This window comes from Paenibacillus sp. FSL H7-0703 (genome assembly GCF_038003485.1).
Taxonomy (GTDB): domain Bacteria; phylum Bacillota; class Bacilli; order Paenibacillales; family Paenibacillaceae; genus Paenibacillus; species Paenibacillus polymyxa_B.
This window is the reverse complement of record NZ_JBBOPF010000001.1, coordinates 4,560,928-4,587,896: the sequence shown is the minus strand read 5'-3', so window position 1 is coordinate 4,587,896 and position 26,969 is coordinate 4,560,928. Positions and strand designations below refer to the sequence as shown.

25 protein-coding genes and 1 pseudogene are annotated in these 26,969 nt (G+C 48.8%); 11 read left to right on the top strand and 15 right to left on the bottom strand.

The features are described from left to right. Positions 1 to 6 precede the first annotated feature (6 nt). The gene (locus MHB46_RS20505) at positions 7 to 885 is read left to right on the top strand and encodes a DUF72 domain-containing protein (protein WP_341163249.1); all 879 of its coding nucleotides are present in this window, start codon (positions 7 to 9) and stop codon (positions 883 to 885) included. On the opposite strand, the gene MHB46_RS20500 is transcribed toward MHB46_RS20505, so the two are convergent. The 5 genes from MHB46_RS20500 to MHB46_RS20480 are packed head-to-tail and all read right to left on the bottom strand — an operon-like array spanning position 877 to position 5,914. Then, entirely contained in the window at positions 877 to 1,992 is a 1,116-nt protein-coding gene (locus tag MHB46_RS20500; protein WP_341163248.1) for a tetratricopeptide repeat-containing glycosyltransferase family 2 protein, read from the bottom strand. The two genes, MHB46_RS20505 and MHB46_RS20500, sit on opposite strands and share 9 nt — an antisense overlap. Positions 1,993 to 1,996: 4 nt before the next feature. Further along, positions 1,997 to 2,863, bottom strand: a complete 867-nt coding sequence (locus MHB46_RS20495) for a class I SAM-dependent methyltransferase (protein WP_341163247.1) — start codon at positions 2,861 to 2,863, stop codon at positions 1,997 to 1,999. Then, entirely contained in the window at positions 2,856 to 4,205 is a 1,350-nt protein-coding gene (locus MHB46_RS20490; protein ID WP_341163246.1) for a nucleotide sugar dehydrogenase, read from the bottom strand. Before MHB46_RS20490 ends, MHB46_RS20495 begins: the two co-directional genes overlap by 8 nt. A gap of 2 nt (positions 4,206 to 4,207) precedes the next feature. Next, entirely contained in the window at positions 4,208 to 5,188 is a 981-nt protein-coding gene (locus MHB46_RS20485) for a polysaccharide biosynthesis protein (protein ID WP_250240170.1), read from the bottom strand. Between the two features lie 18 nt (positions 5,189 to 5,206). Next, positions 5,207 to 5,914 carry a glycosyltransferase family A protein gene (locus MHB46_RS20480; protein WP_341163245.1) on the bottom strand — a complete coding sequence of 236 codons (708 nt, stop codon included), beginning with the start codon at positions 5,912 to 5,914 and terminating at the stop codon, positions 5,207 to 5,209. A gap of 215 nt (positions 5,915 to 6,129) precedes the next feature. Here MHB46_RS20480 and MHB46_RS20475 point away from each other — a divergent pair, with 215 nt between their 5' ends. Beyond that, positions 6,130 to 6,843: a GT-D fold domain-containing glycosyltransferase gene (locus MHB46_RS20475; protein ID WP_341163244.1), complete on the top strand. Its 714-nt coding sequence runs from the start codon at positions 6,130 to 6,132 to the stop codon at positions 6,841 to 6,843. A 257-nt stretch (positions 6,844 to 7,100) separates the two neighbouring features. Then, a complete protein-coding gene (locus tag MHB46_RS20470; RefSeq protein ID WP_341163243.1) occupies positions 7,101 to 8,228 on the top strand; it encodes an SGNH/GDSL hydrolase family protein in 1,128 nt (375 codons plus the stop codon). A gap of 218 nt (positions 8,229 to 8,446) precedes the next feature. Here MHB46_RS20470 and MHB46_RS20465 read toward each other — a convergent pair whose 3' ends face one another. Continuing rightward, the gene (locus MHB46_RS20465) at positions 8,447 to 8,863 is read right to left on the bottom strand and encodes a hypothetical protein (RefSeq protein ID WP_341163242.1); all 417 of its coding nucleotides are present in this window, start codon (positions 8,861 to 8,863) and stop codon (positions 8,447 to 8,449) included. A 164-nt stretch (positions 8,864 to 9,027) separates the two neighbouring features. On the opposite strand from MHB46_RS20465, the gene MHB46_RS20460 reads away from it, so the two are divergent. The 5 genes and pseudogenes from MHB46_RS20460 (at position 9,028) to MHB46_RS20440 (ending at position 13,901) form a co-directional block, all read left to right on the top strand. After that, on the top strand, positions 9,028 to 11,007 hold the full coding sequence (locus MHB46_RS20460; RefSeq protein ID WP_341163241.1) for a methyl-accepting chemotaxis protein: 1,980 nt from the start codon (positions 9,028 to 9,030) through the stop codon (positions 11,005 to 11,007). 56 nt (positions 11,008 to 11,063) lie between these two features. Then, positions 11,064 to 11,240, top strand: a complete 177-nt coding sequence (locus MHB46_RS20455; RefSeq protein ID WP_023990044.1) for a YjfB family protein — start codon at positions 11,064 to 11,066, stop codon at positions 11,238 to 11,240. A gap of 190 nt (positions 11,241 to 11,430) precedes the next feature. After that, on the top strand, positions 11,431 to 12,786 hold the full coding sequence (locus MHB46_RS20450; RefSeq protein ID WP_254329174.1) for a dipeptidase: 1,356 nt from the start codon (positions 11,431 to 11,433) through the stop codon (positions 12,784 to 12,786). A 245-nt stretch (positions 12,787 to 13,031) separates the two neighbouring features. Next, positions 13,032 to 13,163 (top strand): annotated as a pseudogene (locus MHB46_RS20445) (putative RNA methyltransferase); the annotation flags it as partial. Positions 13,164 to 13,286: 123 nt separating this feature from the next. Then, on the top strand, positions 13,287 to 13,901 hold the full coding sequence (locus tag MHB46_RS20440; RefSeq protein WP_341163776.1) for a methyltransferase domain-containing protein: 615 nt from the start codon (positions 13,287 to 13,289) through the stop codon (positions 13,899 to 13,901). A gap of 72 nt (positions 13,902 to 13,973) precedes the next feature. Here MHB46_RS20440 and MHB46_RS20435 read toward each other — a convergent pair whose 3' ends face one another. The 4 genes from MHB46_RS20435 to MHB46_RS20420 form a co-directional block, all read right to left on the bottom strand. Then, complete coding sequence (locus tag MHB46_RS20435) at positions 13,974 to 14,360, bottom strand: hypothetical protein (RefSeq protein ID WP_341163240.1); 387 nt, start codon at positions 14,358 to 14,360, stop codon at positions 13,974 to 13,976. Between the two features lie 153 nt (positions 14,361 to 14,513). Continuing rightward, on the bottom strand, positions 14,514 to 15,005 hold the full coding sequence (locus MHB46_RS20430; protein WP_341039932.1) for a hypothetical protein: 492 nt from the start codon (positions 15,003 to 15,005) through the stop codon (positions 14,514 to 14,516). A 142-nt stretch (positions 15,006 to 15,147) separates the two neighbouring features. Continuing rightward, positions 15,148 to 15,630: a hypothetical protein gene (locus MHB46_RS20425; protein WP_235308509.1), complete on the bottom strand. Its 483-nt coding sequence runs from the start codon at positions 15,628 to 15,630 to the stop codon at positions 15,148 to 15,150. Between the two features lie 464 nt (positions 15,631 to 16,094). Then, positions 16,095 to 16,322, bottom strand: coding sequence for a helix-turn-helix domain-containing protein (locus MHB46_RS20420; protein WP_007431813.1), 228 nt, complete (start codon positions 16,320 to 16,322; stop codon positions 16,095 to 16,097). 306 nt (positions 16,323 to 16,628) lie between these two features. On the opposite strand from MHB46_RS20420, the gene efeO reads away from it, so the two are divergent. From efeO to MHB46_RS20405, 3 genes are read left to right on the top strand one after another with little or no spacing between them, the layout of a single operon-like run. Next, positions 16,629 to 17,507, top strand: coding sequence for an iron uptake system protein EfeO (efeO, locus tag MHB46_RS20415; RefSeq protein WP_341163239.1), 879 nt, complete (start codon positions 16,629 to 16,631; stop codon positions 17,505 to 17,507). A 4-nt stretch (positions 17,508 to 17,511) separates the two neighbouring features. Further along, the gene (gene efeB / locus MHB46_RS20410; RefSeq protein WP_341163238.1) at positions 17,512 to 18,876 is read left to right on the top strand and encodes an iron uptake transporter deferrochelatase/peroxidase subunit; all 1,365 of its coding nucleotides are present in this window, start codon (positions 17,512 to 17,514) and stop codon (positions 18,874 to 18,876) included. Positions 18,877 to 18,900: 24 nt separating this feature from the next. After that, the gene (locus MHB46_RS20405) at positions 18,901 to 20,724 is read left to right on the top strand and encodes an FTR1 family iron permease (protein WP_341163237.1); all 1,824 of its coding nucleotides are present in this window, start codon (positions 18,901 to 18,903) and stop codon (positions 20,722 to 20,724) included. A 90-nt stretch (positions 20,725 to 20,814) separates the two neighbouring features. On the opposite strand, the gene MHB46_RS20400 is transcribed toward MHB46_RS20405, so the two are convergent. From MHB46_RS20400 to MHB46_RS20380, 5 genes are all read right to left on the bottom strand, one after another. Continuing rightward, entirely contained in the window at positions 20,815 to 22,227 is a 1,413-nt protein-coding gene (locus MHB46_RS20400) for an alanine racemase (protein WP_165179246.1), read from the bottom strand. Between the two features lie 83 nt (positions 22,228 to 22,310). Then, complete coding sequence (locus MHB46_RS20395) at positions 22,311 to 23,399, bottom strand: Gfo/Idh/MocA family protein (protein WP_341163236.1); 1,089 nt, start codon at positions 23,397 to 23,399, stop codon at positions 22,311 to 22,313. Next, positions 23,396 to 24,556 carry a UDP-glucuronosyltransferase gene (locus MHB46_RS20390; RefSeq protein WP_341163235.1) on the bottom strand — a complete coding sequence of 387 codons (1,161 nt, stop codon included), beginning with the start codon at positions 24,554 to 24,556 and terminating at the stop codon, positions 23,396 to 23,398. Before MHB46_RS20390 ends, MHB46_RS20395 begins: the two co-directional genes overlap by 4 nt. A gap of 17 nt (positions 24,557 to 24,573) precedes the next feature. After that, a complete protein-coding gene (locus tag MHB46_RS20385) occupies positions 24,574 to 26,106 on the bottom strand; it encodes a hypothetical protein (protein WP_341163234.1) in 1,533 nt (510 codons plus the stop codon). 49 nt (positions 26,107 to 26,155) lie between these two features. After that, positions 26,156 to 26,968 carry an ABC transporter permease gene (locus tag MHB46_RS20380; protein ID WP_165179160.1) on the bottom strand — a complete coding sequence of 271 codons (813 nt, stop codon included), beginning with the start codon at positions 26,966 to 26,968 and terminating at the stop codon, positions 26,156 to 26,158. Position 26,969 lies beyond the last annotated feature (1 nt).

The following is a 26,969-nucleotide window of genomic DNA, read 5'->3' as shown; positions in this document are numbered from 1 at the left end:
GAAGTTATGATTCAAATTGGACTTACGGGTTGGGGCGATCATGATGACTTGTATCCAACGGGCACCAAAGCTAACCAAAAACTAAGCGTCTATGGAAGCCATTTTCCGGTAGTAGAGATGGATAGTTCTTTCTATGCGGTGCAGCCCACAGATCGTATGGCACGCTGGGCGGCGGAAACCCCTGACTCTTTTTCATTTCTCGTCAAAGCCTATCAAGGCATGACTGGACATACCCGCGGCAAGCAGCCTTACTTCAAAACAATAGATGCCATGTACGAAGCACTGCATGCATCTATACAGCCTCTTCGCGAAGCGGGTAAGCTCAAAGCCGTGCTGTTTCAGTACCCACCCTGGTTCGACTGTACACGTGAGAATGTCGCTGTACTGCGAGACACGAAAAAAAGGATGGGAGAGGTCCCATCCGTACTTGAATTCAGACATCAAAGCTGGTTCACATCCGACTTTCGGAAACAAACGCTGGCATTCATGCGTGAAGAAGGCTGGATACACAGCGTATGCGACGAGCCGCAGGCGGGACCGGGGTCGGTTCCTATTGTGCCGTTGGCTACAGACGGCAATCTGACAGTCGTACGTCTCCACGGACGGAACATATCGGGCTGGAATCAAAGCTCCGCGCCTAATTGGCGGGAGGTTCGTTATCTGTATCGGTACAATGAACAAGAATTGACCGAATGGAGAGACAGATTGCTGGAGCTGGAGCAGCAAAGCCGTGAGGTGTGTGTTATTTTCAATAACAATTCAGGTGGAGACGCCGCTGCTAACGCCAAGCAGCTCATGACCATGCTTGGCATGGACCCTAAACCTTTTCCCCTTCGCAAGCCACCCGAAGAGGATAACGGACCGGAACAGCTTGAACTATTTTGAGGAACGGGCTGAGGGTGGGGAGTTGGAAATAGCCTCCTTGAGCTTGCGTGCATTATCCAGTAAATGCGGGTCGTCGGGCAAATAGCGTAAAGCGGTTTGGTTATGCTCATACGAAGCGTCCAGCTGACCTACATGGGCATAGCAATGGCTAAGCCGCACATGAGGTAACCAGGAGTAGCATGGTAGTGGAACAGGTCGCATACCCGGAAGGTGATGCTGTTGCTCCAATGCCTTTTCATACCAGTATGCGGCGGTGGTCCATTCGTTTCGTGTGAAAAACCAGTCACCGATCATGCAGCACAAGTCTGATTGCGGTACACCGTATCGAAAGGAGCGTAACAGACTATCCAGCTGTTGCTCCGGCTTCCCGAGGTGAAGATAGCATTCCGCCGACCGCGCACAAGCGGTAATCCGATCCTCACGGTAGCCGCTTGGCTCCTCCAACAGATGGTTGAACGCCTCTGCCGCCTCGGCATATTCTTTACGGTCAAAACATTCATTGGCGTGCAAATACAGCAGACGCCCCTCCAGCTTGCCGCTTTCGCTGATCCACCGGGCGAGAATACGTTGGTTACGGAGCGTGTGGTCTTGCATTCGGCGGTGAGTTACTGCCACATCCGAATGCACGATTTGCCCCTGAGGTATCACCAGATCCTCATGCAGACGCCCTTCCCAGCGGTATTGTCGCTCACGCTTCACGAGACGGATACGGCGTGAGGTGAACAACAGTTCACCCTGCTCCCCCTCTGCCAAATGAAGTGGCATCACCACTGCGTCGATATCCATAGACAAACGCCGCTTCAAGGCGCGCAGGCGCTCACGGTCCGGCTCCAGCAGCACATCGTCCGCATCCAGCCACATGATGTAGGAACACGCCGCTTTGTCAAACGATTCATTACGGGCGGCTGCAAAATCATCCCTCCATTCAAACGTATATAGCCGATCCGTATAGCGGGCTGCTATCGTCTTCGTCTGATCCGTCGATCCCGTGTCCACAATGATAATTTCATCCATCAGGTCTGCGACCGAATCCAGACAGCGGGCCAGTGTCTGCTCCTCATTTTTTACGATCATACACAAGCTGATAGTCATTGGATGCTCAGTCATGACTTCACGTCTCCCCTTTACCTTTGGCTGAATCTGCCGTCGTTTTTCCGGTAGACTCGCCATCAGTATATGCACCTCTCCTTTCAGCCTGCGTCTTGTCTAGCTGTTCGACACGTGCATACCTGTGCAACGTCAAAAGTTGTTCCTCCATATGCCGGATTCGCTGTACCGCCTTGTCGAGTGCGGCCTTTCGCTGATTCATTTTGCGAACATGCTGCTGCTCCACCAGTCGAAATTGCTCCTCGTCTAGTTTCATCCACTCATTCAGATGCTCTACCCCTGGTTTGGCCTCACGCAGTTCTTTCGACTTCTTGCGGCCGGCAAAGCACAAATATTTGTGATGCACCTCCAGCGCTTGTTCATCAAAATAAGGATACAACACACGGGAGAGGCTCCCAGCATAGTAAGTCCGCTTGTGATCATGAAACGGATGGTATCCATAAGGTACAGACAAGACGAGCGTTCCCTTTTTATTCAACAAGCGATAAGCATGAGCCAGCAGGGTGTCAGGATGCGCAAAATGTTCCAAAATCTCCCCTAAAATAATGGTGTCAAATCCACCGGGAGGACGCTCGAATTGTGAAATGTCCTTTAACTGAAAGTGGACTCTTCCCCGGACGGGTGCGGATTCCTGGCGAAGTTCTTTTTTCGCATAAGAAATGCTGCCCTCTTCCAAATCAATGGCTGTTACCTTAAATCCTTCCCGCCCAAGCAAAATGGACGTTATGCCCTGACTGCACCCAACATCCAGCACAGTATGGCCCTGTACATGGCGGCAAATCCAGTGAATTCTATTGCGGGTGGCTTCATGGGACTCTTCCGAATTGATTTGCCCGTAATAACGTTCATTTACCTGATCACGGTTAGCCAACAGCGGCGCCCCCTCCATCACCGGGATGCCCCAAGATGACGACATGTCCACCTGTACAATGTGCAGTCGCATTACGTGTATCGAAGACCAGCGGGGCATGGTCGACCAGCTGTTGGTAATCCACCACAGAATGGTCTGTCGTGATGACTACGATATCTGCACTTTCCCATAACTGGGCATTTGCCGTTCGAGAGGAGATTGCTTCACCGTTCAGCTTAAAGCTCGATACATACGGGTCGGTGAAGCTCACCGAAGCTCCCAGTTTTATTAGATGTTCAAACAGGACAAGAGCTGGGGATTCCCGAACATCATCAATGTCCTTTTTGTAGGCCACACCTGCCAGAATAATTTTGGCTTTGTTTATGGCTTTACCTTTCTGAGCGAGCATGGCTTCAATTCGCTCCGCGATATACAGCGGCATACGCCGGTTCATGCGATCTGCCAAGTCCACGAATTCCAGTGGAAAACCATGCTGCTCGGATTTCCATGACAAGTATAGCGGATCAACCGGGATACAGTGCCCCCCGATCCCAGGTCCCGGATAAAAAGGCATATAACCGAATGGCTTGCTTGCCGCCGCATCCAGTACCTCCCATATATTGATGCCAATTTTCTCACAGGCGGCTGTCAGCTCATTAACCATTCCAATGTTGACGCTGCGGAATGTATTCTCGAACAGCTTGGCGGCTTCCGCCACGGTTGTCGAGCTGACTGGTACAATCTGGTCCAAAAAGGACCCATAAAAACCTACTCCCGCTGCCAGACAATCCGGTGTGCAACCGCCGATCACCTTGGGTGTGTTGCGAATGTTAAAATGAACGCTGCCCGGATCAACACGCTCCGGTGAAAAGCACACATAAAAATCCTTACCTACTGTCCAGCCCCTGCGCTGCTCTATCACCGGCCGAATCAGTTCCTCGGTCGTTCCGGGATAGGTGGTGCTTTCCAGAATCAACAGTGTTTGTCTACGCAAATGAGGTATGGCCTGATCAATAGCCGTTTCAATATAGGACGTATCCGGCTGGTGTCCGTCCGTCAGTGGCGTAGGCACGCAGATCACAACGACATCCGCATGCTCCAGCACCTTGATATCCGTAACCGGATGCAATTGCTGCCCGATCAGACCTTCCAATGCATCGTCACCAATGTCTATGATGTACGACTTTCCTTGAAGCAGCTTGGCTACTTTGACGGGATCGGAATCCACACCATATACATCATAACCAGCCTTTGCCATTTCCACTGCCATGGGCAGCCCTACATAACCGAGGCCGATTACCGCAACCTTCACAGTTCCTTTAGTTATTTTTTCCATAAGCTGCAAAATACCCACCTCTTTCATCGTTACTCCATGCCTCGCAGTAGCTCAGCAATTCCAGCGCGATCCATTAACTCATCGTCCGAGCGATATTGATCGAAGCTCACTCGTTCCAATCCACCGTATTGGCTCAGTAAGCGCTTGTCTGCTTGCTGGGGAAGAATAACAAAATAGCGATCATCATAGCGATACGTATGCGGCACCTCATAGGGCGAAATCAGCACTTCATGCAGCTTTTCCCCACCACGTATACCAATCTCCTTCACTTTCAACGCAGGCTGACCCGCCTGTTCTTTCATCACTTCTGCCAGATCTGCAATATTGCAGCCCTTCATTTTCATCACAAGTGTCTCTCCCCCAATCGCCGTGACAGAAGCCTTCAGCAGCAAGCCAATCGCTTCTCCGAGCGTGAGGAAAAAGCGTGTCATATCTGGGCTCGTCAGCGTTAAATCCTGCCCTTCCGCGATTTGGCGCTTGAAAAGAGGCACGACACTTCCACTCGTCCCCAACACGTTGCCGCCGCGAATACACACAAAGCGAGTACGCTCACTTAAAGTGTTGGCGCGGATCATCAGTCTTTCACCTATCGCCTTCGTCATGCCATATACATTCACCGGATCTACCGCCTTGTCTGTAGAGACATCAATTACCTTGGCGACTCCCTGCTCAATGCTGGCCCGGATCACGTTTTCCGTACCGTGTACGTTCGTCTTGAAAGCCTCTTCCGGCTGTCTCTCACACACAGGGACATGCTTTAATGCCGCCAAATGGAATACATAGTCCACTCCGCGACATGCCTCCTGCAATGCCTGAAGATCTCGTATATCTCCAATCATGAAATTCAGGCGAGGATCAGATTGAAACTGCCGCTGCATGGCAATCTGTGCAAATTCACCGCGTGAGAAAATACGAATCTCCGCCGGTCCCTCCTTCAGCAATTCAGCCGTTAGGCGTTGCCCCCAAGATCCCGTTCCTCCGGTCACCAGCAGTTTTTTTCCTTTGAACAATATAATCTCCTCCTGCCGTTACGAATTGGCAATGCCTGTTCCCAGAAATTCAGCCAGCACAGCATTCATTTCATTCTCTGACAGCCGATCCTTCGCCGGCACTTTTTTCACCGAAGTATTTGCGGCATGAATGACGTTCACATAGTTACGAAGTGGAATGACCTCATGCGGCAGCTCCGTTACATATCCATGCGTACCCTTCCCAGGAATGACGACACGGTAATCATTCAGAAAATCCTCCACTTGATAGCGAAACACATAAAAGGAAGGCGAACGGTGAAACACCGGTGCCATCTGCCCCTCAACCGCATCCCACAGGTAACCCATCTGGTTCACCAGCGCAACTGTCTCCGGTTGAAACTTGTAATCATGCAACTGTTGTACAAATGACTGGTGATACAAATCGTCGGAATCTATTCGAGCAATGAGCAGTTCGTCCGCGCCTTCGATGTACGTATTAATACGGCGTTTACTTTCAATGCTCGTACCAAAACGAATGTGGTCGGGAATGGGCTCCTGCTTGGCCAGTTCCTCTTCCACAATGTCACTGCATCCGCCCGCCAGCTTGACGACAGATAAGAAATCCGTATTCGTCTGACTGAGCAGACTGCGCAGCGTAAAGGTTCTGAATATATCCAGTCGCTCACTGATCCACTCACGTGTCAGGCGGTTGGGATTCATCCCATAGTTATTAAAATTAATTTCAATTACAATCTTGCGATTCATTGATCTTCCTCCCTTTCAACCGTCTTCTCTCAAGTTATGAAGACGCTCCCGAAACGGCACGTACAGATGCAACGAATCTTGTAAAAATAGGTAGAATCCAAAAAGAATAGCCGTTCATACAAAAACCTTTTCGCTTTCGACATATGATAGAATACAAAGTTTTTTACTCCATCTGAAAAGTTGAACAAGCAGGAACGACAGGGAGGTAACATGATATGACGAATCCAAAGTATCTGGAGATTGACGAGGTACTGAAACGTTTGAAGCTGGCACTCGAACAACACCAGCCCTTTTCGCTCATACGTATTGGAGATGGTGAAAATTTAGTGTTGGCGCAGGACACCGTCTGGCCGATGGAAAAGGTATTACAGGAACGTTGGGCGGTCAAAGCCAATCTCGGTCAAAAGGGACTGTTTCTGCCGAACACGGAACTGCGAGATGCGGTGGCTGAGGCAGTGAGCAAAGCCAGTATTGCTGGCATTTTGCCATATGATGACGAATCTATTAAAGCACCATCCTATATGAAGCGGGAGCTGACCGATCAGGTCTTTGCTCACTATGCTCTCTCCCCCGCGCTGACCTGTCACGCCTGCCTGAATCGGTATTTGGCTGAGACACCCGCTTTCTGGGACATGCTGAAAAATCGACGCATTCTGCTAGTCACCCGAGCGGCTGCTGAAGTAAAGCCTGTTCTTGAGGCCGATCCGTACAAGCTGTATATCGCGCACACGCTAGCATTTCATCAATATGAACAAATGCCCGAAACACTCCAATGGATCGCAGCACACAAAGATGACTTTGATATTGCGCTGTTCTCTTGTGGTGTCAATGCAGTCGTATTAGCACAAAAAACAGCAGAGCTAACTGGAAAAATAGGTATAGACTTCGGCAAGGCGATTAATATCGTCATGTTTGGCAAAGCTAATTAATAGATAAAATAATATTTGTGAAAAAATCCACTTAGCAAGTAATCTTTGCTCCGTATATCAAAGAAGCACCAGCAAAATTCAATGGGCTGGTGCTTTTTGATATCATATGTTGTCCTAAGTCCATGATCGAAAAGAATAATCCATATAAAGCCTTGGACCCTTGCTTGTTTAGAAATAGAATTTGAGATTCCTTGTCACTTCTTTTACAATATTACAGAAACTAGCATTCATTTATATATCATGAGGAGGGTGTTGAAATGTCACATAACAAGATATTGAAGACATACCCACTTACAAAAGCAAAGCATGTAAAGGTTCATGGTCGAACTACGCACACACGTACACCTCTTACTCTGTTTTGGACAGGCAGTGGCATTGAATTGAATATCAAAGGCTCAGAGCTGTGGATTGAAATTGAGGCCGATTACCAGGTGTATGAACCCTGGATCAGTATTGTCATCAATGGTGTTCCGATGAGTCGCCTGATGGTGACCGCAGGACGGCATTGGATCTGTGTTTTGAGAGGGTTGAACCCTGATACGGTCAAAAATGTCCGTGTGGTCAAGGATGTCCAGCCTATGAGTTCGGACTCGCGCTGCTTGTTGCAAATCCATGCCCTGAAGGTTGACGGGGAATTGCTGCCAGTCACTGATAAGTCCCTCAAGGTGGAATTTATCGGTGACAGCATTACCTCGGGAGAAGGAACGATTGGAGCGAAGGAGGAGACAGACTGGGTTCCCATGCTGTTCACAGCACTACGCAATTATACAGCCATAACAGCCGAAGCACTGAATGCAGACTACCGAGTGTTATCACAAAGCGGATGGGGTGTCCTAACAAGCTGGGATAATAATCCGCATGCAAACATACCCGCATATTATGAGCAGGTATGTGGTGTGCTAACCGGTGAGAGAAATGAAGCATTAGGGGCATTTTCAGACCATGATTTTACCTCATGGCAGCCGGACGTGGTCGTAGTGAATTTGGGGACTAATGACGGGGGAGCCTTTTATTCTCCTGCATGGACGGACCCAGCAAGCGGGAAAGTGTACAAGCAACGCTTGAACGAGGACGGTACATTCAATGAAGAGGATTTACAAGATTTTGAAAGCGCTATCGAACGTTTTCTTGTCAAGCTTCGGACCTACAATCCTGCTGCCCATATTGTGTGGGCCTATGGGATGCTGGGTACTCCGATGATGCCCTCAATCTACCGAGCGGTAGACGCATACAAAAAAAGAACGAGGGATCGGAATGTGTCGGTATTCCAACTACCTAATACGACGGAAGAAACGATAGGATCTCGCAGCCATCCCGGGCTCCCCGCCCATGCCAAAGCAGCAGATGAGTTGACAGTGTATTTGCGAGAGATTCTAAAGAGATAGAATCCGAGAAACACAATCAACTCTGTAGAACACGCTCATAAAGGAAATTACGACAACTAGGTCATTTGTGCTCTAGGTGTTGTTGAGAATTATAGCCACGAGTCTGCAGCAGATGTCTGTCTATGCTCGTGGCTAGATAGCTTGGGCGCAGCGGCCTATCCTAGGAGAACCACGAACAGGCAGCGAGCATTTACTAAAAAAATATTCACCTGATATATTTACAAAAACGGAGTCGAAGCGATGCCCGTGAACACCTCTGGACCATTACGAACAGTGGTCGATACACCAGAAATATAAGAAGAATATACGGTTTGTATTGCCCAGGGAGCGGACAGATCCTGTGCATTAAAAGCTTGCGTTTCATTAGCCCCTGTCACGCACAGTACCCCCTCGGCGCGGTAGACTACTTCGCTCGGATTATAGTCGGCTCCACGCACGATTTCAACCGCATACGTATCGCCAAGCTCACCGATCAGACCAATGGAACCACTAAAAGTTACAATCGGACCCGGCACAAGAAAGGTTCGCAGGGTGATCAAACCGAACCGCTCTGGTATAGGACCCAGCTGTATATCGGGACCCTCACCTGTTTTTGATGAATTGGTGGAGCTTCTCATATCCAGAAAAAAACCCATACCCTATCCCTCCAAATTGCAAGATACTCCATGCTATGCAAGAAATTCTTTAGCGTATTGGACAAATTAGTAATAAATCTATCAATTCAGCTCAAAATAACCGATAGTAATTACATATGGTATAAATATGAGAAATGAATATGTAGATAGAAAGCAGGGGTTTGATGAAACAACTGAGACGACTGAAAACATTAACACTACGCAAGAAATTGACAGCAGCATTTCTACTGGTCATGCTTGTTCCTAGTATTATTGTGGGCTCTTTCTCCTATCAGGCAGCGTACAACCAGACAGATCGTCAATTACTGGACAGTGCAACGTCTAGCGTTACCGCATCTGATCGTGCTGTTACTCAAACGATTCAGGCCAAAATCGCTGATCTCGAATATTACTCTACAACGATGACGGTTAGTGATAACAGTGCTGAAGCAGATGATGCCATTCTGAAAAAATTACAAGTATATTTAAAAATGCATGCAGAAGCTGTTGATATGTTTGTAGGAACTCCCGAAGGTAAACTCATTATTGGCAAAGCCGTAGGCTCCACAAACGATCCTCGTGAGCGTCCGTGGTACAAACAGGCCATGGAGAAACCCGGACAAACCGTAATCAGCCCTGTTGGACTCAATACGGCTAAGGTCCCCGTTGTGTATATTTCACGCACACTTCCCGACAACAGCGGTGTTCTCGGTCTTTCTCTGAACCTGAATAATTTGAAAGAAATCACAAATTTAAAAATCGGACAAAATGGTTATATTATGATATTGGATGGTACCAAACGTATCGTTACCCACCCGACAGAAGTCAGCGGAAGTACCAAAATAGGGGAAACCATACCCAAACTGTTTGCCTCCAAGGAAGGCAGCTTTAATTACGATCTTAATGGCGTAAACAAACACTTGATTTTCAAAACTAATGCGCTGACAGGCTGGAAAATTGCCGGAACGATGGATAAATCAGAAACCAGTGCCTCAGCCCAACCGATTCTTATCACGACCATCGTCGTGTTGGTGATTGCAGCCATCATCATTGGTGTACTCGCAATGTGGCTAATCAGCAGTATACTTAAGCCCATCCAAAGATTACGTAATTCTATGGATGCCATCAGCAAAGGTAATCTTTCGATTAACGTAGCTACGACCAGCACAGATGAAATTGGTGAATTATCAAGATATTTTCAACAAATGGTAGATAATCTGCGTAACATGATTAAAGAAATTCAAGCGATGACAGGCAATTTGTCGGCATCCTCGCAGGAGCTTGCAGCAGGTGCAGAACAAACGACCCGGGCTATCGAGCATGTGACCATAGCCATTCAAGATGTAGCCGCAGGCAGCGAACGCCAAGTGGGCAGCGCTAAAGCTAATCAGACACGGGTTAGCGACATGGCAACAGACATCACCGCGATGACTGAAACTATGGCTGAAATGACCACTTACTCCACACAGGCCATTCAGGCGTCGGATGCAGGCAGTGAGCATATCGGCAACAGCGTCGTCTCCATTGACGGCATTCGTACTACCGTGGAAGAACTGGATACGATTATCGGTGCTTTGAGTGACCGATCTGGACGAATCGGAACGATCGTCACTGTCATTACGGAAATTGCCAGCCAGACTAATCTGCTCGCATTGAATGCTTCCATTGAGGCAGCACGCGCAGGAGAGCATGGCAAAGGTTTTGCTGTCGTGGCGACAGAGGTCCGCAAGCTGGCTGAAAACTCAGCTCATTCCGCACAACAAATTCGTGAACAAATTCAAGGGATACAGAACGGTGTGTCTGAAGCTCTGGTTGCTATGGAATCAGCGAAGGAACGCGTAAATGATGGTATCAATTCCATTGACCTATCCGGTCGCTCCTTCTCTCGCATCCGTAGAGCAGTAGCCAAATCAGCGAAGCAGCTTGATAACGTCGCAGCTTCTACCGCTGGCGTCGCAGATGGAACGAGTACAGTCGTCAGCAGCATGGAGGAAATTACACGCATCGCTGAAGAAGCGGCATCCCATACAGAGACCGTGTCCGCAGCCGCAGAGGAGCAACTCGCCTCCATGGAAGAGATCGGTTCGTCTGCCGCAGATTTGACCCGTCTGGCAGAGCAGCTTCAAGATTTACTGACACAATTCCAATTGGATGAAACAAAATAACCGTTCCAACCGATAAATACAGAGAAAGAGTCTTCACAATGAAGGAGGGTTGGAACATGGATATCGCAGCATTATCCACAGGTATGAGTCAGGCCAGCTTAGCTCAAGCCGTAAGTGTGAAAGTATTAAGTATGGCTAAGGATCAGGCCAGTGAACAAGGACAGGCTTTAGTGCAGATGATGGAAAAAAGCGTACAGCCTCATCTCGGGGGTCAACTGGACATTCGCGCATAAGTGCATCCATATGCTTGGTTAAGGGCGATTCTGCTCAGGTCTGAACAGACCCGGGTAGAATCGTTTTTGTATCTCCCTATTTTTCGTTCAGCACAAAACGTAGTAAACTAGACATATCGTCCACAACCTCGGTTCGGAGGATAGCGAAACATTCACACGATTTACATTGAAAAAGGAGGATACATAGTTTATGAGTTATTCCGAATATTTTGAAAAAGCCAGAGAGCAACAACTGGGCGAGTTACAGGAGTGGTTATCCATTCCGAGTATCTCAGCATTATCGGAGCACAAAAAGGACATTAACCAAGCAGCTGATTGGCTGGCTGCCAAACTGACTGCTGCCGGTCTGGAAAACGTTGAAATCATTCCAACCAAAGGGCACCCGCTGGTATACGCCGATCATTTGCACGCACCTGGTAAACCAACGATCCTTGTGTATGGACACTATGATGTACAACCCGTAGACCCGCTTCACCTGTGGGAAACGCCGCCGTTTGAGCCATCCATCCGTGATGGAAAATTGTATGCGCGCGGAGCGACAGATGATAAAGGACAGGTTTTCTTGCACATAAAGGCAGTTGAGGCCATTTTGAAGCAGGAAGGCAAATTGCCGCTGAACATCAAATTCTGCATTGAAGGCGAGGAAGAAGTGTCCAGTCCGAACTTGCTTGAGTTTTTGCAAACTGGAGCTGAACGTCTGGCTGCCGATGCTGTACTGGTGTCCGACACTTCCTTGATCGAAAAAGGGAAGCCTGCCATTTGCACAGGTTTGCGTGGACTATGTTCACTGGAAGTCGCCATTCACACGGCGAACACAGATCTACATTCCGGCTCTTTCGGTGGCGGCGTGCCGAATGCCCTGCATGCTCTGGTGTCCTTGTTGGCAACCCTGCATGACGACAAAGGCCGCGTTAGCGTCGAAGGATTCTACGACGATGTCGCTCCATTATCGGCAGAGATGAGAGAAGAATTCGTGAAGCAAGGCTTCAATGAGAGCAAGCTGCAACAAGATCTTGCACTTGATTCCCTCTATGGCGAAGAAGGATTCAGCTTCGTTGAGCGTGTTGGGGCGCGTCCGACACTGGAGCTGAACGGCGTGTACGGCGGCTTCCAAGGGGAAGGCACGAAAACGGTCATTCCGAAAGAAGCTCATGCTAAAATCACGTGCCGCTTGGTGGCTAACCAGAATCCGCAAGACATTCTGGACAAAATCGAGCGCCATTTGCGCGCCCATGTCCAGGCAGGAGCTACTCTGGATATTCAACAGGGTGAAAAAGCGAACGCCTTTAACATCGACCCGTCACACGCGTTTCTGCAAGCGGCAGCCGATGCTTTTGAGAAAGTATACGGTGTGCGTGCCCTCTTTACCAAGGATGGAGGCTCCATCCCAATCGTGGAAACCTTCTCCCGTGTGCTGACTGCCCCAGTCGTGCTGATGGGCTTCGGCTTGCCAGATGAGAACCTGCATGCGCCTAACGAGCATTTTAACTTGGATAATTTTGACAAGGGTCTACTGACAATTGTAGAGTTTTTGAAATCGGTGTAAGCACATGACAACTTCTTATGGCTAAGTTACAATAGAGAGGGCGAAAGCCCTTTCTATTTTTTTTGGAGGAGCGCTACATAATATGATTATTCAGTTTATTCGTTTACGGTAATGTGAGGTACAGTTCATGAAAACTCAACCATTTTTTCCAAAAATGGGTTGGGTCTATTTGGCTGTGCCTTTTTTCATTCACCAAATACGAATGAACGGGGTGCTTTTCTGTGTCCAAATGGAATAAACACGAGATGAAGGCTGGCCTGATTGGTAAGCATGAACATCTCTTTAGGTGTCCTCTATGCTCTCAACCGATGCGTATGGTGGAAGGTAAAAGCCTCCTATGTACGAGTCAGCATTGCTATGATCTTTCAAAATACGGGTATTTACATTTAGCCGCCCGGTCCTATAAGACCAAATATGATAAACAACTATTTTCCTCCAGAAGAATGATGTGCAATAGCGGATTTTTCGATCCCTTAAATGAAGCGATAAGCAGCACTATAATGAAATTTATGATGCCGCTGTTTGATCAAAAATCACACCTTTACTTGCTCGATGCAGGTTGCGGGGAAGGCACTCATTTGAGCCACATTCAGGATAAGCTGACCTGGAAGGGAATCACTGAGCTTACAAGCGTAGGTATGGATCTGTCTAAAGAAGGTATTGTGGCCGCAGCCAAAGAATATCCTCATACCCTCTGGTGTGTTGCGGATCTGGCTCATTGTCCGTTTTCAAATCAACAATTTGACGGTGTATTCAATATTTTATCCCCTTCTAATTATGCTGAATTTACAAGAATCCTTTCGGAGGACGGCTGCGTCCTGAAGGTCATTCCCGAACAATATTATCTTCGGGAATTGAGATGCTTGTATGAACAGAAAAAGAATAAGCCTGCTTATTCGAATGACAATATATTAAGCCGATTTAAAGATCATTTTAAACTTCTATCCGCCGAACGGTTAACCTATCGTTTTATGTTAAATGCCGACCTCATGAAACCTTTGCTCCATATGACTCCCTTATCGTGGGGAGCTACGGAAGCAGACTGGCAGCAAGTGCAGGAAATACATTTACCGTATGTCACAGTAGATTTGCTCATCTTATGCGGTAAAAAATAGAATACTAAAAAGCATTCACAGCATGGAACCATCCATGCTTCGTGAATGCTTTTTTTACGTTAGTCCCGTCGCTTAAGAAAAACGGGTGTAGCGCAACAGGTGAGCTAGCCGATTGAGCCGTTCTATCTCCCGATCCAACTCATGCAGCGGCTGTCCAGCCAAAGCAGCGTTTGCTCTCAGATCCCGTAGCGGGTTCATTTTTCGACCCATGAGTTTGAGCACCGTGGCCTTCCCCATGTTATTCACCACCACATATTGCGTTAGCGGGTCAAGCTCAATCCACAATACATGATGCTGTTGAAAAAACGACAATAGTTGCTCTTTTAACGCCTCCAGCTCTTCAAGCTCACCTGTGATTTGCGGATGATGATGAAAAGCCACATAGCCCATCACCCGTAGGTCACTTATGATTTGTTCCATATGGAGCGTTTCGTTTATGTACACATTGTTTGTGCTCATGCGGTTTCTTGCACCATTCGTATGATCTTCCCGTATGACGTTCACCACCTGACTATCGTTATATCAAGATTCATCTTTCCCCTTTTTCACTATAGCGCAATCGGCTTTGAAAAGTCAGGACGTATACAAACCTTGCGAAAAAAAACAACCGGCTTATACGCCAGTTGTTTCTCTTTCTACAAAATACTTATTGGTCATATAATGGGCCTTGCCTCTGGAAGTATCCACCATTCCCTTTTTGTTGTCGAGAAAAACAATCTCCCGGCATTTGGTGCAGTACCACTTGGTCCGCTTAAAGGGAGATTCTGTTACATACGATGTACCACATTTGCAATCTACTTTAATTAAGGTTTCAGTTGATTTGTAAGCCTGGGACAACTCTTTTAGGCCAGTATCCGGCTGTTGAATCGGGATAATAACCTCCTGATAGCTAGAATACTGATTATGCACCTTAAAATCAGCCACCAGTTCCGAATGCAGTCCAAAGTACTCTTTGCCAATCTCGGTTACAAATTTCTTGCCGATTCTGTAACACTCAAGCCATTCCTGTATCTGTTGATTAGACAAAGGCACTGTGCCCTTGATACCACTATTTAATGTGTAAGTCATGATGTATAAAGTATCATCTTGTCTATGTCCGTACATGAGAAGCCTCCTTATAATACACTTGATAATGTACTACAAAGCGTAAAAAACATCAATTTTATTATTTGGCAAAAGACCTAATATCATTTTGGTAGGCACACAAGAGGTGTGAGTGTATAGTTAGAAAGCAACTGACAATCTGTCAGTTGCTTTGTCTTTCCACATAGTATTTGTTGGTCATGTACCATGCCTTGCCTTTATCTGTATCCACCATGCCCTTTTTACGATCCAGGAACACAATGTTATTACACTCCTTGCATGACCACTTGGTTCTTTTGTGCGGTGACTCTTCTATATAGGAAGCACCACATTTACATTCTACCTGAATTAATGTTTTATACTGGCTGTACGCCTCTACCAGTGGGTCCAGTTCTACAGCTTTGCGTTCTATTACAGGCTGTATTATGGATATGTGTTCTCTCTGCTCCGAGTATTCATTATGTACCTTGAAATCTGCTACCAACTCAGGGTTTAAACCAAAATACTGTTTCCCCACAACCGTTACAAACTTGCTGCCAATTCGATATGCTTTGATCCATTCCTGCACCTGCTTACTGGTTAGGTCGACAGTTCCCTTTATACCGCTGTTCAGCGTATAAGTCATCAAGTGTTGGTTGGGTGTCATATGTCTTAACATTCACCTCCGATCAAGAATATACCACAGGTAGCTCTAGGCAAAAGCTACTTCCTACTACCTGAAGCAATGAGCTTTTTCTGCCTTGTGATTCTTCTTCAACACCTATATATAAAAGTATAGCTCAAAACCTGATCCATCTTCCATCCTGTCGTCATGCTGAATACTGCTTTTGTAGGGATTTATATTCTTAGACTATCACCAGATGCATTTCTATCTTAGTATAACTTTGTGGTACAGTCTTATGTTTTGATCACTCCTGTTAGTTGCACTATGATCCCTAATGGTAGTTTCTTCCTTATATATATAGTACATCATTTACACGCAAATTCCCACATATTTCAGCGGTTTAATCGTTTTACTTTTTTACATACCACAAAACAAAAGCCTTCCCGACCACCCTTCACTGTCGAAGGATCATCGAGAAGACTTTGTACCCCGCAAGGAACGAGAGGTCAGATTTTTAATTCTCCAAGCCTGATTAATTCCACGACCGCCTGTGAACGACCTTTTACGTTCAATTTTTGCATCACATTGGAAATATGGTTTCGGACCGTTTTTTCGCTAATGAATAGCTGTCCGGCGATGTCACGTGTTGTTTTGTCCTGCACGAGCAGTTCAAATACTTCACGTTCACGGTGAGTTAACAAAAACTTGTTTTTGTGGTCGTTACCCTTCGTCAATTTCACCCCTCCTTGCTCGGGTTTTGTGTGGTGTAACAAGGTTAAGGGATACAGTCAACACATTTTATGTCATGTGCTCAGGTATGGTTCAATATGCGGATAAAAATGGGCATAGGCACCTTACCATCCCCCTCCGATGGAGGGTTGAACTCTGCGTCTAATTTATGTATTGACAGGCATATGGGCCAGCCTTATGATAAGAAAAACCGCGACTGATAATCATTATCAAAATAAAAATTCGATATAGATATCGCGCAACAGACTATGGTTCAAGGCCAGTTTGGCCAGAAAGGGTGTTCATTGATTATGAAACTACGTTATGCCGTACCGGCCGGAGTGCTGGTCTCTTCTATTCTGTTCACAGGTTGCGGACAAACCGGAACTGCTACTCAACAGCCTGCCGCAACGACCAAAGATGCAGGAGCAACAACACAGACAACGACTCCTGCCGCTTCTGCTCCTAATTTTGATCAAGCGGTAACAGCTTACCGCACCTATGCCATCGAGCAATGCGATACGTTTGTGAAGAAGACAGAAGAATTCACGAACGCAGTCAAAGCTGGCGAGCTGGATAAAGCCAAGGCGCTGTATGCTCCTGCACGTATGTACTATGAACGGATTGAACCGATTGCAGAAGCACTGGGTGATCTTGACCCGAATATTGATGCACGTGACGGTGATGTGGATGCAGCGGATTGGCGCGGCTTTCACCGGATTGAAAAAACATTATGGGAAGAAAACACAACCAAAGGAATGGACGAGTTTTCCGACCGACTGCTGAGTGATGCCAAGCTGCTGCGTGCCAAAGTAGAAACAGTTAATATTGACGCCAGCCTGATGGTAACGGGTGCAGTCGAGTTGTTGAATGAAGTATCTACCTCGAAGGTGACGGGTGAAGAGGAGCGATATTCCCATACGGATTTGTACGATTTTGCTGCCAATGTAGAAGGCGCACAAAAGATATATGACATTTTGAAAACAGATCTGAACCAAAAAGATGCGGCGTTGGAAAAACAAATCGGTGAGCGCTTTACGGCCTTACAGCAAGAGTTGGCTCCTTTTAAGGACGGAGAAGGCTATGTGTCGTATACAAAACTGAAACCGGAAGAAGTTAAAAAGCTGAGCCAAAACCTCGATGCCTTGGCAGAACCGTTGTCCCAAATGGGGAAATTGTTAGGAGTGTAATGATATGAAAGGCTTTAAGCGGCAAAAAGGGCTAGAAAAGCCGCAGTATGCGGAATCCCATAATGAACAGGACGATCTGGTAAAAAAGGATGCGAAGCTAGTGGAAGATGAGCCGTCAGGAAAAAGCAAATCCGTATCACGCCGAGACCTATTGAAGCTGGCCGGGGTAGGTGGACTAGGCCTCCTGCTTGGCGGCGGGGGCGTGGGAGCCGTGCTGTCAGCCGGTCAACGTCTCGAAAGCATGATGACGGATGCGGATACCAAAGATGTAATCCCTTTTTACGGTAAGCATCAGGCAGGTATTGTGACTCCGGCGCAGGATTTCATCTGCTTCGCCGCTTTCGATCTAACAACCAGCGACAAGGAACAGGTACGCAGCCTTTTCAAAGCTTGGACGGAAGCAAGCGCTACAATGACTTCTGGCGTGCTGCTTGGCAACGATAATGAAAACCTCAACCTCCCTCCTTCCGATACGGGCGAGGCGGCAGGATTGTCGCCATCCCGCACGACGATCACCTTTGGTGTGGGCCCATCCTTTTTTGATGGAAGATACGGCCTGGCCGGGCTTAAACCTGCCGGGTTCCGTGAGCTGCCCCGTTTTCAAGGGGATGCCCTGGAGGAGCAATGGTGCGGCGGCGACATCGGAGTGCAGGTATGTGCCAATGACTTGCAGGTAGCCTTCCATGCCCTGCGTAATTTGGCACGTATCGCCAGAGGAACGGCGGTGCTTCGCTGGACGCAGGAAGGCTTCCAGCGAACAGCACAGGCCGATCCTGCGGGAAGCACACCGCGCAATTTGCTAGGCTTCAAGGATGGTACGGGGAACCCGGATACCTCCAAGGCAGACGAAATGAATCGGCTGGTGTGGACACAGACCAGTGACGGACCAGCATGGATGGGCAACGGTAGCTATATGGCTGTACGCCGTGTACGCATGCGAGTAGAGGTGTGGGATCGCTCAACATTGGGCGACCAGGAGGATACTTTTGGACGTCATCGCAGCAGCGGGGCCCCACTCGGCAAGGTCAAGGAGTTCGACAAGCTCGATCTGGCGGCCAAAAATCCGGAAGGCAAGCCGGTTACGCCTCCCACCTCTCATGTGGCTTTGGCTCATGGGGACGGGAGCATCAATATTTTGCGGAGGTCTTATTCGTATTCAAGCGGATTGGACAAGCAAACAGGACAGCTGGATGCTGGGCTGCTGTTCATCAGCTACCAGCGTGATCTGTTCAAGCAGTTCGTTCATATTCAGGAGAAGCTTGCACGCAATGACAAGCTGAACGAATACATTGTACACAAAGGCAGTGCGGTGTTCGCCTGCTTCCCAGGTGTATCGCAAGGCGGCTACATCGGGGATACGTTATTTTAGCAGCAGGCAAGGAAGGGGATTTATATGAATCGGCGCAATAAAAGCTTGGGATGGGTGTTTGTGCTGGTGGCAGCTCTGCTGCTGACCGTAGCTCCGTTCATTTCCGGGTCGGTCGCTTTTGCACAAACAGATGCCAAAGCTGTCACCAATGATCAGCTAATGCCTGTAGTGGGCGGAGCACTGGTGGAGGCGGGACAAGCCCAATGGACGGAAGCCTCCAAGGATCTGAAAGAATTCCGCACGCTGTGGGAGACCGCCAAAACAAATGGCGGAGATTCAGCTCACATCGCGGCTGTAGATCAAGCACTCACCGATGCGGAGCAGACACTCGCCAGTGGTGGCGGGGAACCAGCGAAAGCTGCCTTATCCGTGCTGGCGCGCTCGGTCAATGAGTACGTCACTGCGGCCGAAGGGGACAAACCAGCCCCGGCTGGAGCCAAAGCAGCGGAAAAACTGCTTCCCATGGCGAAGGGCAGTCTGGCCGCCATGCAAAAAGGCGATTGGGCTGCTGCCCGGGTGGATTACGATCGAATCGTCAAAGACTGGTACCAGGTAGAAACACCGATTCGTTTGGACAATTTTCCGGTATACAGTTCGCTCGAAACTAAAATCAGTCTCATCCGCATCTCCATGCAAGCTGAGCCTATTCGCCAAGAACAGGCTCTCAAGGAAATGCAGGAATTAACGACTCTGCTGTCTGATTATAGTCAGGGTAAATCTATGAACACAGGTCAAGGAACGAATGCAGGCAATACGGCTGCCGGAACGGCGAATGGTTCGGCAGCTTCCCTAGGCGATGCAGTCACCTTGCTCGAATCCGCACGCCAAAATGCTGTAGCTAATCAGCCAGAGCAAGCGGCTGACAAGGTAGTGCAGTTTATCGCTCTGTGGCCTTCTGTCGAAGGACATGTACAAATTGCCGATCCGACGTCTTACACTGCAATTGAAAATGAAATGACCGAGACTTCAGGATATCTGCTGTCTTCTCCACCGAATACGGACAAAGCCATTCAGACTCTTGATCAGATGCTGGACAGACTCCGTCCGTTGACGGAAGAACGTTCTTACACTGCGTGGGATGCTGCGCTGATTTTGCTGCGTGAGGGCCTGGAGGCCATTCTCGTGCTCGCAGCTCTGCTGGCGTATGCCAAAAAAAGCGGCGAAGCCGTGGCTGGACGGTGGATATGGGCAGGAGCCGGAACGGGGCTGGTGCTGAGCGGAATTCTGGCAGTACTGTTCACCACACTGGTGGCAGCTGCCGCATCAGGCAGCATGCGTGAGTTGCTGGAGGGTGTCACCGGGCTGGTGGCGGTCGTGCTGATGCTGACCGTTGGTAGCTGGCTGCATAGCAAATCCAATGCTGCCGCGTGGAACCGCTTTGTGGAAAACAGCGTGGGCAACGCGCTGGCACGGGGAAGCCTGTGGTCGCTATTTGCGGTTTCTGCGCTCGCAATTCTGCGTGAAGGAGCCGAGACAGCTATCTTTTATGTCGGTATGGCTCCAGCCATCGAAACCTCGCAATTGCTGATCGGCATTAGCTCGGCGACGTTTATTCTGGTCATTCTGGCGTTTGCGATCATTAAATTTAGTGTACGGTTGCCGATTCGCGCATTTTTCCTGACTGCCACTGTACTGATTTACTATCTCGTATTCCGATTTCTGGGCGAAAGTATTCATTCGCTTCAGGTGGCTGGCAAGCTTCCGGGGCACACTGCCTCCTCGCTTCCGTCTATTAGCTGGCTGGGAATGTATCCAACTTGGGAAACCTTTGTCCCACAAATCGCTGTACTGTTCTTTATGGTATGGCAGCTTGTGCGTCAGGAAATACGCAGTTCCAAGCAACATTAAGTCGATACTACCCTACTCATCATGTAAAAAACGCCAAATCACAGGTCCGATTTGTATCGGTTCCCATGAGTTTGGCGTTTTTTTACATACTTACAACACATCCTCAGGCAACGGAATCATGCGCTGATGACGCAGCAGGTCTGTGCGGTCACCGTGTTCACGAATGACATGCACCTCCCCACGAAAATCGAGCAGCTCCGCCGGGGTAGCATGTCCCAGAAATTGTAGTGGACTATAGCTTAATCCATAGGCACCTGCATTCGGAAAAACAATATAATCGCCCTCGTGAATCGGGGGAAGCTGCGCTTTTTTCACAATACAATCCTCGGGTGTACAAAGCGGACCAACAACGCTTACCGTCTCAAGCTCTATGGATGCCTCTTCCAGAGGCCCTCCTACTCGGTTTGCAACCTCTTCTAGTGATTGTTCGACAGCAACAGCCGTTTGAGCAGAAGCGTCTCTCTGTCCCATCCGTAGGGTTGGTTCCACTTCTCGTTCTTTGGGTTCTTTCGATTCTCCCGCTTGCCTGCGCATAATTCTCACCGGGTAGTTGTCCCTAATGCGGCGTCCTCGAAAAGTAGCTGCGGCGTAGTGATTCATGCCACCATCAGCCACGACAAACTTCTCTCCCTTGGATTCCTTTGTATACAATGCTCGGCAGACATACATGCCCGATTGAGCAACCAGATACCTGCCGCTTTCGATGATTAGCTTAACCCCGGGCATGCGGGTTCGGGTCTGCTCCGCGAGTGTGTTCAGTCCGTCAATGACGTGATCCATATCGAGCGGCTCCTCATGAGCAAAATAAGGTACACCAAATCCGCCGCCCAAATTGACCGTATGCATCGCCACACCATACTGAGCCTGTACCCGTTCTGCCAACTGCAGCGTATTCGCAAATGAAGCTAAAATCTGATCCGATTTCAACATTTGCGTACCTGTGTATACCTGAATACCTTGAAAATGGACGTGTGGGCAATCTTCCAGCACCTTAAAAAAGTGATCCAGCTGCCCTTCATCCACTCCAAAGGGGCGCGGAACACCACCCATTTTAATCGTTGCTCCAGACAGATCGTTATCGGGATTGATGCGGACCGCTACCCTGACAAGCTGGCCCGTTTGGGCAGCAATGTCCTCCAGCAGACGCAGCTCCCTCACCGATTCGACATGAATACAGCCGATTCCATAGGCTATCGCCTCGTTCAGCTCGGCTACTGTTTTTCCCGGTCCGGCGTACAGCACGTCTTCCGCAGCATACCCGGCCTCCATAGCGACGAACATTTCTCCAGCCGAAGCAATCTCAACACCACAACCTAACGAACGCAGCAACCCAGCCAAGGCTACGTTACCATTAGCCTTGAGCGCATAATGTACACGCACGTCCGGGTGCAATCGGGATAGCAACGAGCTGACGTGGGCATGCAGCGCGTCCCCGTCATAATAGTAAAATGGCGTCGGATGCTCGCCGAAACGCTCCAGTAAGGCTTCGTCCTTTTTATCCATCACCTGAGTTCCCCTCCTCTCTTTGCCTTGATACTCCGTATTTTGCATCATTTGCTTCCCTCCGCTCGAAAACACAATCATACTCATACTGCATAAATCGTCTCGCCCGAGCGTGCTGCTTCATGAATGGCTGCCAGCAGTCTGACGCGTTCAGCAGCCTCGCGAAATGGAATGGGCTCCGCTTCTCCCCGGATGATGCTACAAAAGGTATTCAACTGATTGACATAATAGTTCATAGGCTCGAAAACCGTTTTGGTATGCGAAGATGTCTGTGATAACACAGGCAGTGCATCCACATCCGTTATATTCGGCATGATATCCTTCTTTATTTCTGTCTTGAGTGTCATTTTATAAAAACCTAAATTGGCCCGAAAGCAGTCCTTTAAAGTGACTACTGCCGAATCAAAGGTCAGTACATGAGCACAGCGATAAGGGCGCTCAAATGAAAAGAGGGCAGATGCCTCCAATCCGCTCGGATAACGGGCTTGCGCACGAAATGTCCAGTCACAGCCATGAGGACCATCGAAATCCGATTGACTATGGAATTCCGCCTGCTCTAATCCAACGACGGCTTGAAGCAGCTGTAGCCAGTACACGCCCAGATCCCAAAAGCATCCCCCACCCTGCTCCGGACGAGATCTGTAATTGTCCGCATGTCCTTCTTTTGCCGGAATGCATAGACTCGTCTCTATGGAGCGTAAGCGACCATAACGCCCCGATTCTACCATCCTCAGCAGTTCATGCTGCCAAGGATGGTGCTGCACCATCACTCCCTCCAGCAGGTAAGCGCTACTCTGTTCGACTGTCACTGCCAAGGGAGCCAGATCAGCCGTATTCAGGCATAACGGTTTTTCCACCAGCACATGCTTATGAGCCCGTAATGCTTTGTCAATCCACTCGGCATGTAAGTCGTTGCTGAGCGCAATATATACAGCATCGATCTCCGGGTCCTTTAGCATATCCTCAGCATGCCGATAAACGACACTGACGCCAAAACGATCTGCCATTTCTCCTGCCTTGGCAACCGTGCGGTTCGCAAGCGCGGTCACGCGTGCCCCTGCAACATGTCGGATCGGTTCCAGCAACGCACGGGGAGCAATGGCAGAACAGCCAATGATCCCAAAGCGAATATCTCGCATCGCAGGCTCTTGCGCAGCCGCCGCAGCGTTCATAACCCCTGCTCCATTCCTGGGGAGCTTACTGGCATTTGGATACTATTCACATAGGACTCTATATAACGCGGCGTCCGACTGCGCAGCTCTACGATCCTACGATGCATATCCTCCAGTATCTGAGCACTGCCGTCATAGGTTTGTATCCACGTATCGTATCGCATACCAAGTCCCAGCCGTTCCCATAGATCTGCATTATGCTTTTCATGCACACCAAATGGCTCCAGCATAATGAGTGGAGTGGCTGTAGCGAACGAGTCGGTTAGGCTGCCACCACCTGGCTTGCTGACAATGGCCTGGACACGACATGCTTGGTCCAGCATGCTATGGTAATCCGGTCCGACCTGATATACTGTCTTCTCGCCCCTTTTCACCTCTCCGAAAGGCGGAAATGTATGCTCCCCGGCTTCATTACGCTGCCATGTCCTCCACTGCGGGTCCATCTGAAAATAGCGTATACTTTCCCGCTGTTCATCCGGTTGATCCTGATCATACAACAGCAGATCCAGCTCCCAGCCCGCTTCTTCCAACCGTCCAACCTTGTCACGATATGTGCCCATGCCCCAGCCGCCGCCATGTACGAATAAGCGGGATTGCCGCTCTTCAAACGGAACATACTCCACAGCCGGTACATCAATATAGTGGCTGACTCTATTGTTATCATTTTCAAAAAAGGTTGTTTCTCCACAGCCATCCGCAAAACGCGGGTTATGCTTGGCTAGATTTTTCCAGGAAGGAGAAGGTGTCGAATCCATATACACGATGTCCACATGCACCGACTCCGGTTCTCTGCGCTTGCGATACTCCTCCAGTACATACATCCAATGACCGGATAAGCATATAAAATACCGCCGATCCTCCTCCATCCATTGGTTCAGCAACACTTCCATTGCAGCGAGATCCAGTGAATTACGCATATCCTGCGGGACCTTTTGTGACATTAAGGCCACCGCAAAATTGTCATGGTAAGCTTTGCGGCTTTTGTCGACCTTGAGACGGGCCGATTCTGGCAGCACATTTTCAAATACATGAATCGCCGTATCCACGCCCAGCCTGCGAAGACCCGCTTGTAACAACAAGCCAGGGGTATAAAAGCCCAATCCGAAACCGGAACACAAAATCGTTACCTTCATAAGCTTATCCGTACTCTTACGCATGCTCATACGCCTCCCGTTTAATTCAGCACTGTAAAATGATGCTCTGCCAAAAAACGCTCCAGCTTTGTAGTCAATCGCATTTTATCCTCATCGCTCGCAGCAACCAGTTCTAAATAAAGACGCCCCTTACCTCGTGCCCGTTCGCTTCCAGCAGTTTCTTTTTTACCATTCAAGTCCGGCTTAGCCATGCCGTTCCCTTCTGATCCGCCATCGCTGGCCCCAATCCCGCTCACACGAACCTGCTTGACAGGCGATCTGCCTCCGCGCCCGGTTGCATTTCTGCTTGGCGTGCTTGTATGGCCCACAATCTTGTTCTCGCCATCTCGTCCACCTGTGTTCACATATAATGTATTGGCACCCAGAGGCATGACACCTTCTTCCCGTTCACCTGTGAACAACAATCCTTCACCTTTCAGCCCTTCCAGCAGTTCTTCATAGGATAGACTGCCATCATGGGACAGTGAATAATTCGTCAGCGTGCCACGCATATTTTTCCCGGCCAGAAAGGTATCGAGCTGATACTTGATCAAACTCATCGACTTTCTGGCATTAATTTCGATAATAGGCTCCAGCTTCCCACCACGAAGTGTCATGGAATCAATGCATACATCGCCATAATAACCATCCTGATACAATTGCCGTCCCACATCCTGCATTAAGCTAAAATAGCCCTCGCGCTCCAGCCGCTCTAAAAAAGCCACGTCCGGCGACAAGGATTCCCGATAAGAGAATTGAGTATTAGCCAGCCATTGTACAGATAGGATATCGACACTTCCATCATCACCAATCGTAAATTGGCATGAAAAATCCTGCTCTTTCTCCTGAAAAGGCTCCAAAAGGAAAAGCACCTGTTTGCCTTTACGCTCCTGTCCACGCAAATACGATACGATCCGGTCCAGCATTTGTGTCGAGGTAATGTGCAGGTTTCCTTTGCCCGATACACCAAAATCATCCTTGATTAAAAAGCTTCCATCCCGCAGCAGCTTACGCCCCGCCTCAGCGACATCTGCAAACGAAGTCACAATATAGCCCGGGTTGCGCAGACCGAGACTGCGTTTCAGATCAGAGGAATACGTTTTGGCATTTACCTTGCGAATCGTTTCCAGCGGCGGCTGATGCAGTGTTATACCCCAAGCACGTGCAGCCTCCTCCACATGCGGTAAACCCGCAAACGGGCTAAGCACACAGCCTTCCAGTTGAGGAAACCCCTCTCCAGCATCGGCCTTACGACTGCCCAGCAGTTCAAATACTGAAGCGGCTGATACGTTACCTGCACGCTCCATTCCGTCGGTCAAATCTCGTTCGTTGACAGCCGGATGAAAGCCCAACTGCGCGATATACTGACGATGTACGGGCGAAATGGCATAACGGGTCAATAACGCATCTCCTGGCTGGCAAAAGCTGAACAGCAGTTCATCCATGGCTGCTACAATCGCAGAAGAAGCCCGGTCAGGCAGGGCTGGCAGGGAAGCTAACTGGGCATCCCGCCAGTAAGCCTCCGCTTCGAACGTTCCCATATACAAATGACGCTGATTCGGTATCGCATTCATATGATTCGCTTCCTTTCCTGCTTCATTATTGGCCCACTACACGGTAGCGCTACTGGCTCGCGCTCGTATAATCACGTAGAGCAAACTGCCATATCAGGCGGATGATCGCCAGCAGCCAGAGAGGTGCGAGAAATGCCCATACCACCAACCCGGTATCCATTTTGCCGAGAATGAACATGGGCGGAAAATTACAAATGACAAACACCGGAAGCACGAACAAACCGATACGCTGAATCAGATTACTGTACACGGCCATCGGCACATAGTTTGTCTCGAAAATGCTGTTGGACAGCTCCGTAACGCCGTTCGTGCGGATAATCCAGAAGGCCAGCAGTTGGGGGAGCAAAAATACGGAGTATGCCGTAAGCACTCCGCATCCGAGCAGCACAGAGAACCCTCCCGCGGTTTCAAAATTAAACGACAATCCGAGTCGATACCAGCCAATCCCTGTCATAATTCCGCCGCCAATTACATTCGGCACGGTATAGCCCAGCTCAAATTGACGCAGTGTCACCATAAATTGCAGCGATACGGGTTTGGTCATGAGCACATCCAGTGAGCCGGTACGAATTTTGTCAGGCAGGCTTGTAAAATTACTGTAGAACAATCCACTATAAAATCCGCTCATCATCGTAAACACGCCGATATATAACAATATGGCGTCAGGAGACCAGCCGTTAATGTCCGTCCCGGCGCGGTATGGAACCGATGCGTACAGCAGCTTGATAAGCAAATAAGCTGTTTCAACCAGAAATGCCGTTATAAAATTAATGCGGTATTCCATCTGCGACATGACGGAAAACTGGACAAACTTCCAGTACAGTCTGATGTAGCGCAAAACGTTTCGGAAAACATTTTTCATG

Excerpts from the sequence above, each read along its gene's own strand:
- MHB46_RS20505 (WP_341163249.1), top strand. The coding sequence starts at position 7 with ATGATTCAAATTGGACTTACGGGTTGGGGCGATCATGATGACTTGTAT.
- MHB46_RS20500 (WP_341163248.1), bottom strand. The coding sequence starts at position 1,992 with ATGACTGAGCATCCAATGACTATCAGCTTGTGTATGATCGTAAAAAAT.
- MHB46_RS20490 (WP_341163246.1), bottom strand. The coding sequence starts at position 4,205 with ATGAAAGAGGTGGGTATTTTGCAGCTTATGGAAAAAATAACTAAAGGA.
- MHB46_RS20480 (WP_341163245.1), bottom strand. The coding sequence starts at position 5,914 with ATGAATCGCAAGATTGTAATTGAAATTAATTTTAATAACTATGGGATG.
- MHB46_RS20475 (WP_341163244.1), top strand. The coding sequence starts at position 6,130 with ATGACGAATCCAAAGTATCTGGAGATTGACGAGGTACTGAAACGTTTG.
- MHB46_RS20470 (WP_341163243.1), top strand. The coding sequence starts at position 7,101 with ATGTCACATAACAAGATATTGAAGACATACCCACTTACAAAAGCAAAG.
- MHB46_RS20465 (WP_341163242.1), bottom strand. The coding sequence starts at position 8,863 with ATGGGTTTTTTTCTGGATATGAGAAGCTCCACCAATTCATCAAAAACA.
- MHB46_RS20460 (WP_341163241.1), top strand. The coding sequence starts at position 9,028 with ATGAAACAACTGAGACGACTGAAAACATTAACACTACGCAAGAAATTG.
- MHB46_RS20455 (WP_023990044.1), top strand. The coding sequence starts at position 11,064 with ATGGATATCGCAGCATTATCCACAGGTATGAGTCAGGCCAGCTTAGCT.
- MHB46_RS20450 (WP_254329174.1), top strand. The coding sequence starts at position 11,431 with ATGAGTTATTCCGAATATTTTGAAAAAGCCAGAGAGCAACAACTGGGC.
- MHB46_RS20440 (WP_341163776.1), top strand. The coding sequence starts at position 13,287 with ATGAAATTTATGATGCCGCTGTTTGATCAAAAATCACACCTTTACTTG.
- MHB46_RS20435 (WP_341163240.1), bottom strand. The coding sequence starts at position 14,360 with ATGAGCACAAACAATGTGTACATAAACGAAACGCTCCATATGGAACAA.
- MHB46_RS20430 (WP_341039932.1), bottom strand. The coding sequence starts at position 15,005 with ATGTACGGACATAGACAAGATGATACTTTATACATCATGACTTACACA.
- MHB46_RS20425 (WP_235308509.1), bottom strand. The coding sequence starts at position 15,630 with ATGACACCCAACCAACACTTGATGACTTATACGCTGAACAGCGGTATA.
- efeO (WP_341163239.1), top strand. The coding sequence starts at position 16,629 with ATGAAACTACGTTATGCCGTACCGGCCGGAGTGCTGGTCTCTTCTATT.
- efeB (WP_341163238.1), top strand. The coding sequence starts at position 17,512 with ATGAAAGGCTTTAAGCGGCAAAAAGGGCTAGAAAAGCCGCAGTATGCG.
- MHB46_RS20405 (WP_341163237.1), top strand. The coding sequence starts at position 18,901 with ATGAATCGGCGCAATAAAAGCTTGGGATGGGTGTTTGTGCTGGTGGCA.
- MHB46_RS20400 (WP_165179246.1), bottom strand. The coding sequence starts at position 22,227 with ATGGATAAAAAGGACGAAGCCTTACTGGAGCGTTTCGGCGAGCATCCG.
- MHB46_RS20395 (WP_341163236.1), bottom strand. The coding sequence starts at position 23,399 with ATGAACGCTGCGGCGGCTGCGCAAGAGCCTGCGATGCGAGATATTCGC.
- MHB46_RS20390 (WP_341163235.1), bottom strand. The coding sequence starts at position 24,556 with ATGCGTAAGAGTACGGATAAGCTTATGAAGGTAACGATTTTGTGTTCC.
- MHB46_RS20385 (WP_341163234.1), bottom strand. The coding sequence starts at position 26,106 with ATGAATGCGATACCGAATCAGCGTCATTTGTATATGGGAACGTTCGAA.
- MHB46_RS20380 (WP_165179160.1), bottom strand. The coding sequence starts at position 26,968 with ATGAAAAATGTTTTCCGAAACGTTTTGCGCTACATCAGACTGTACTGG.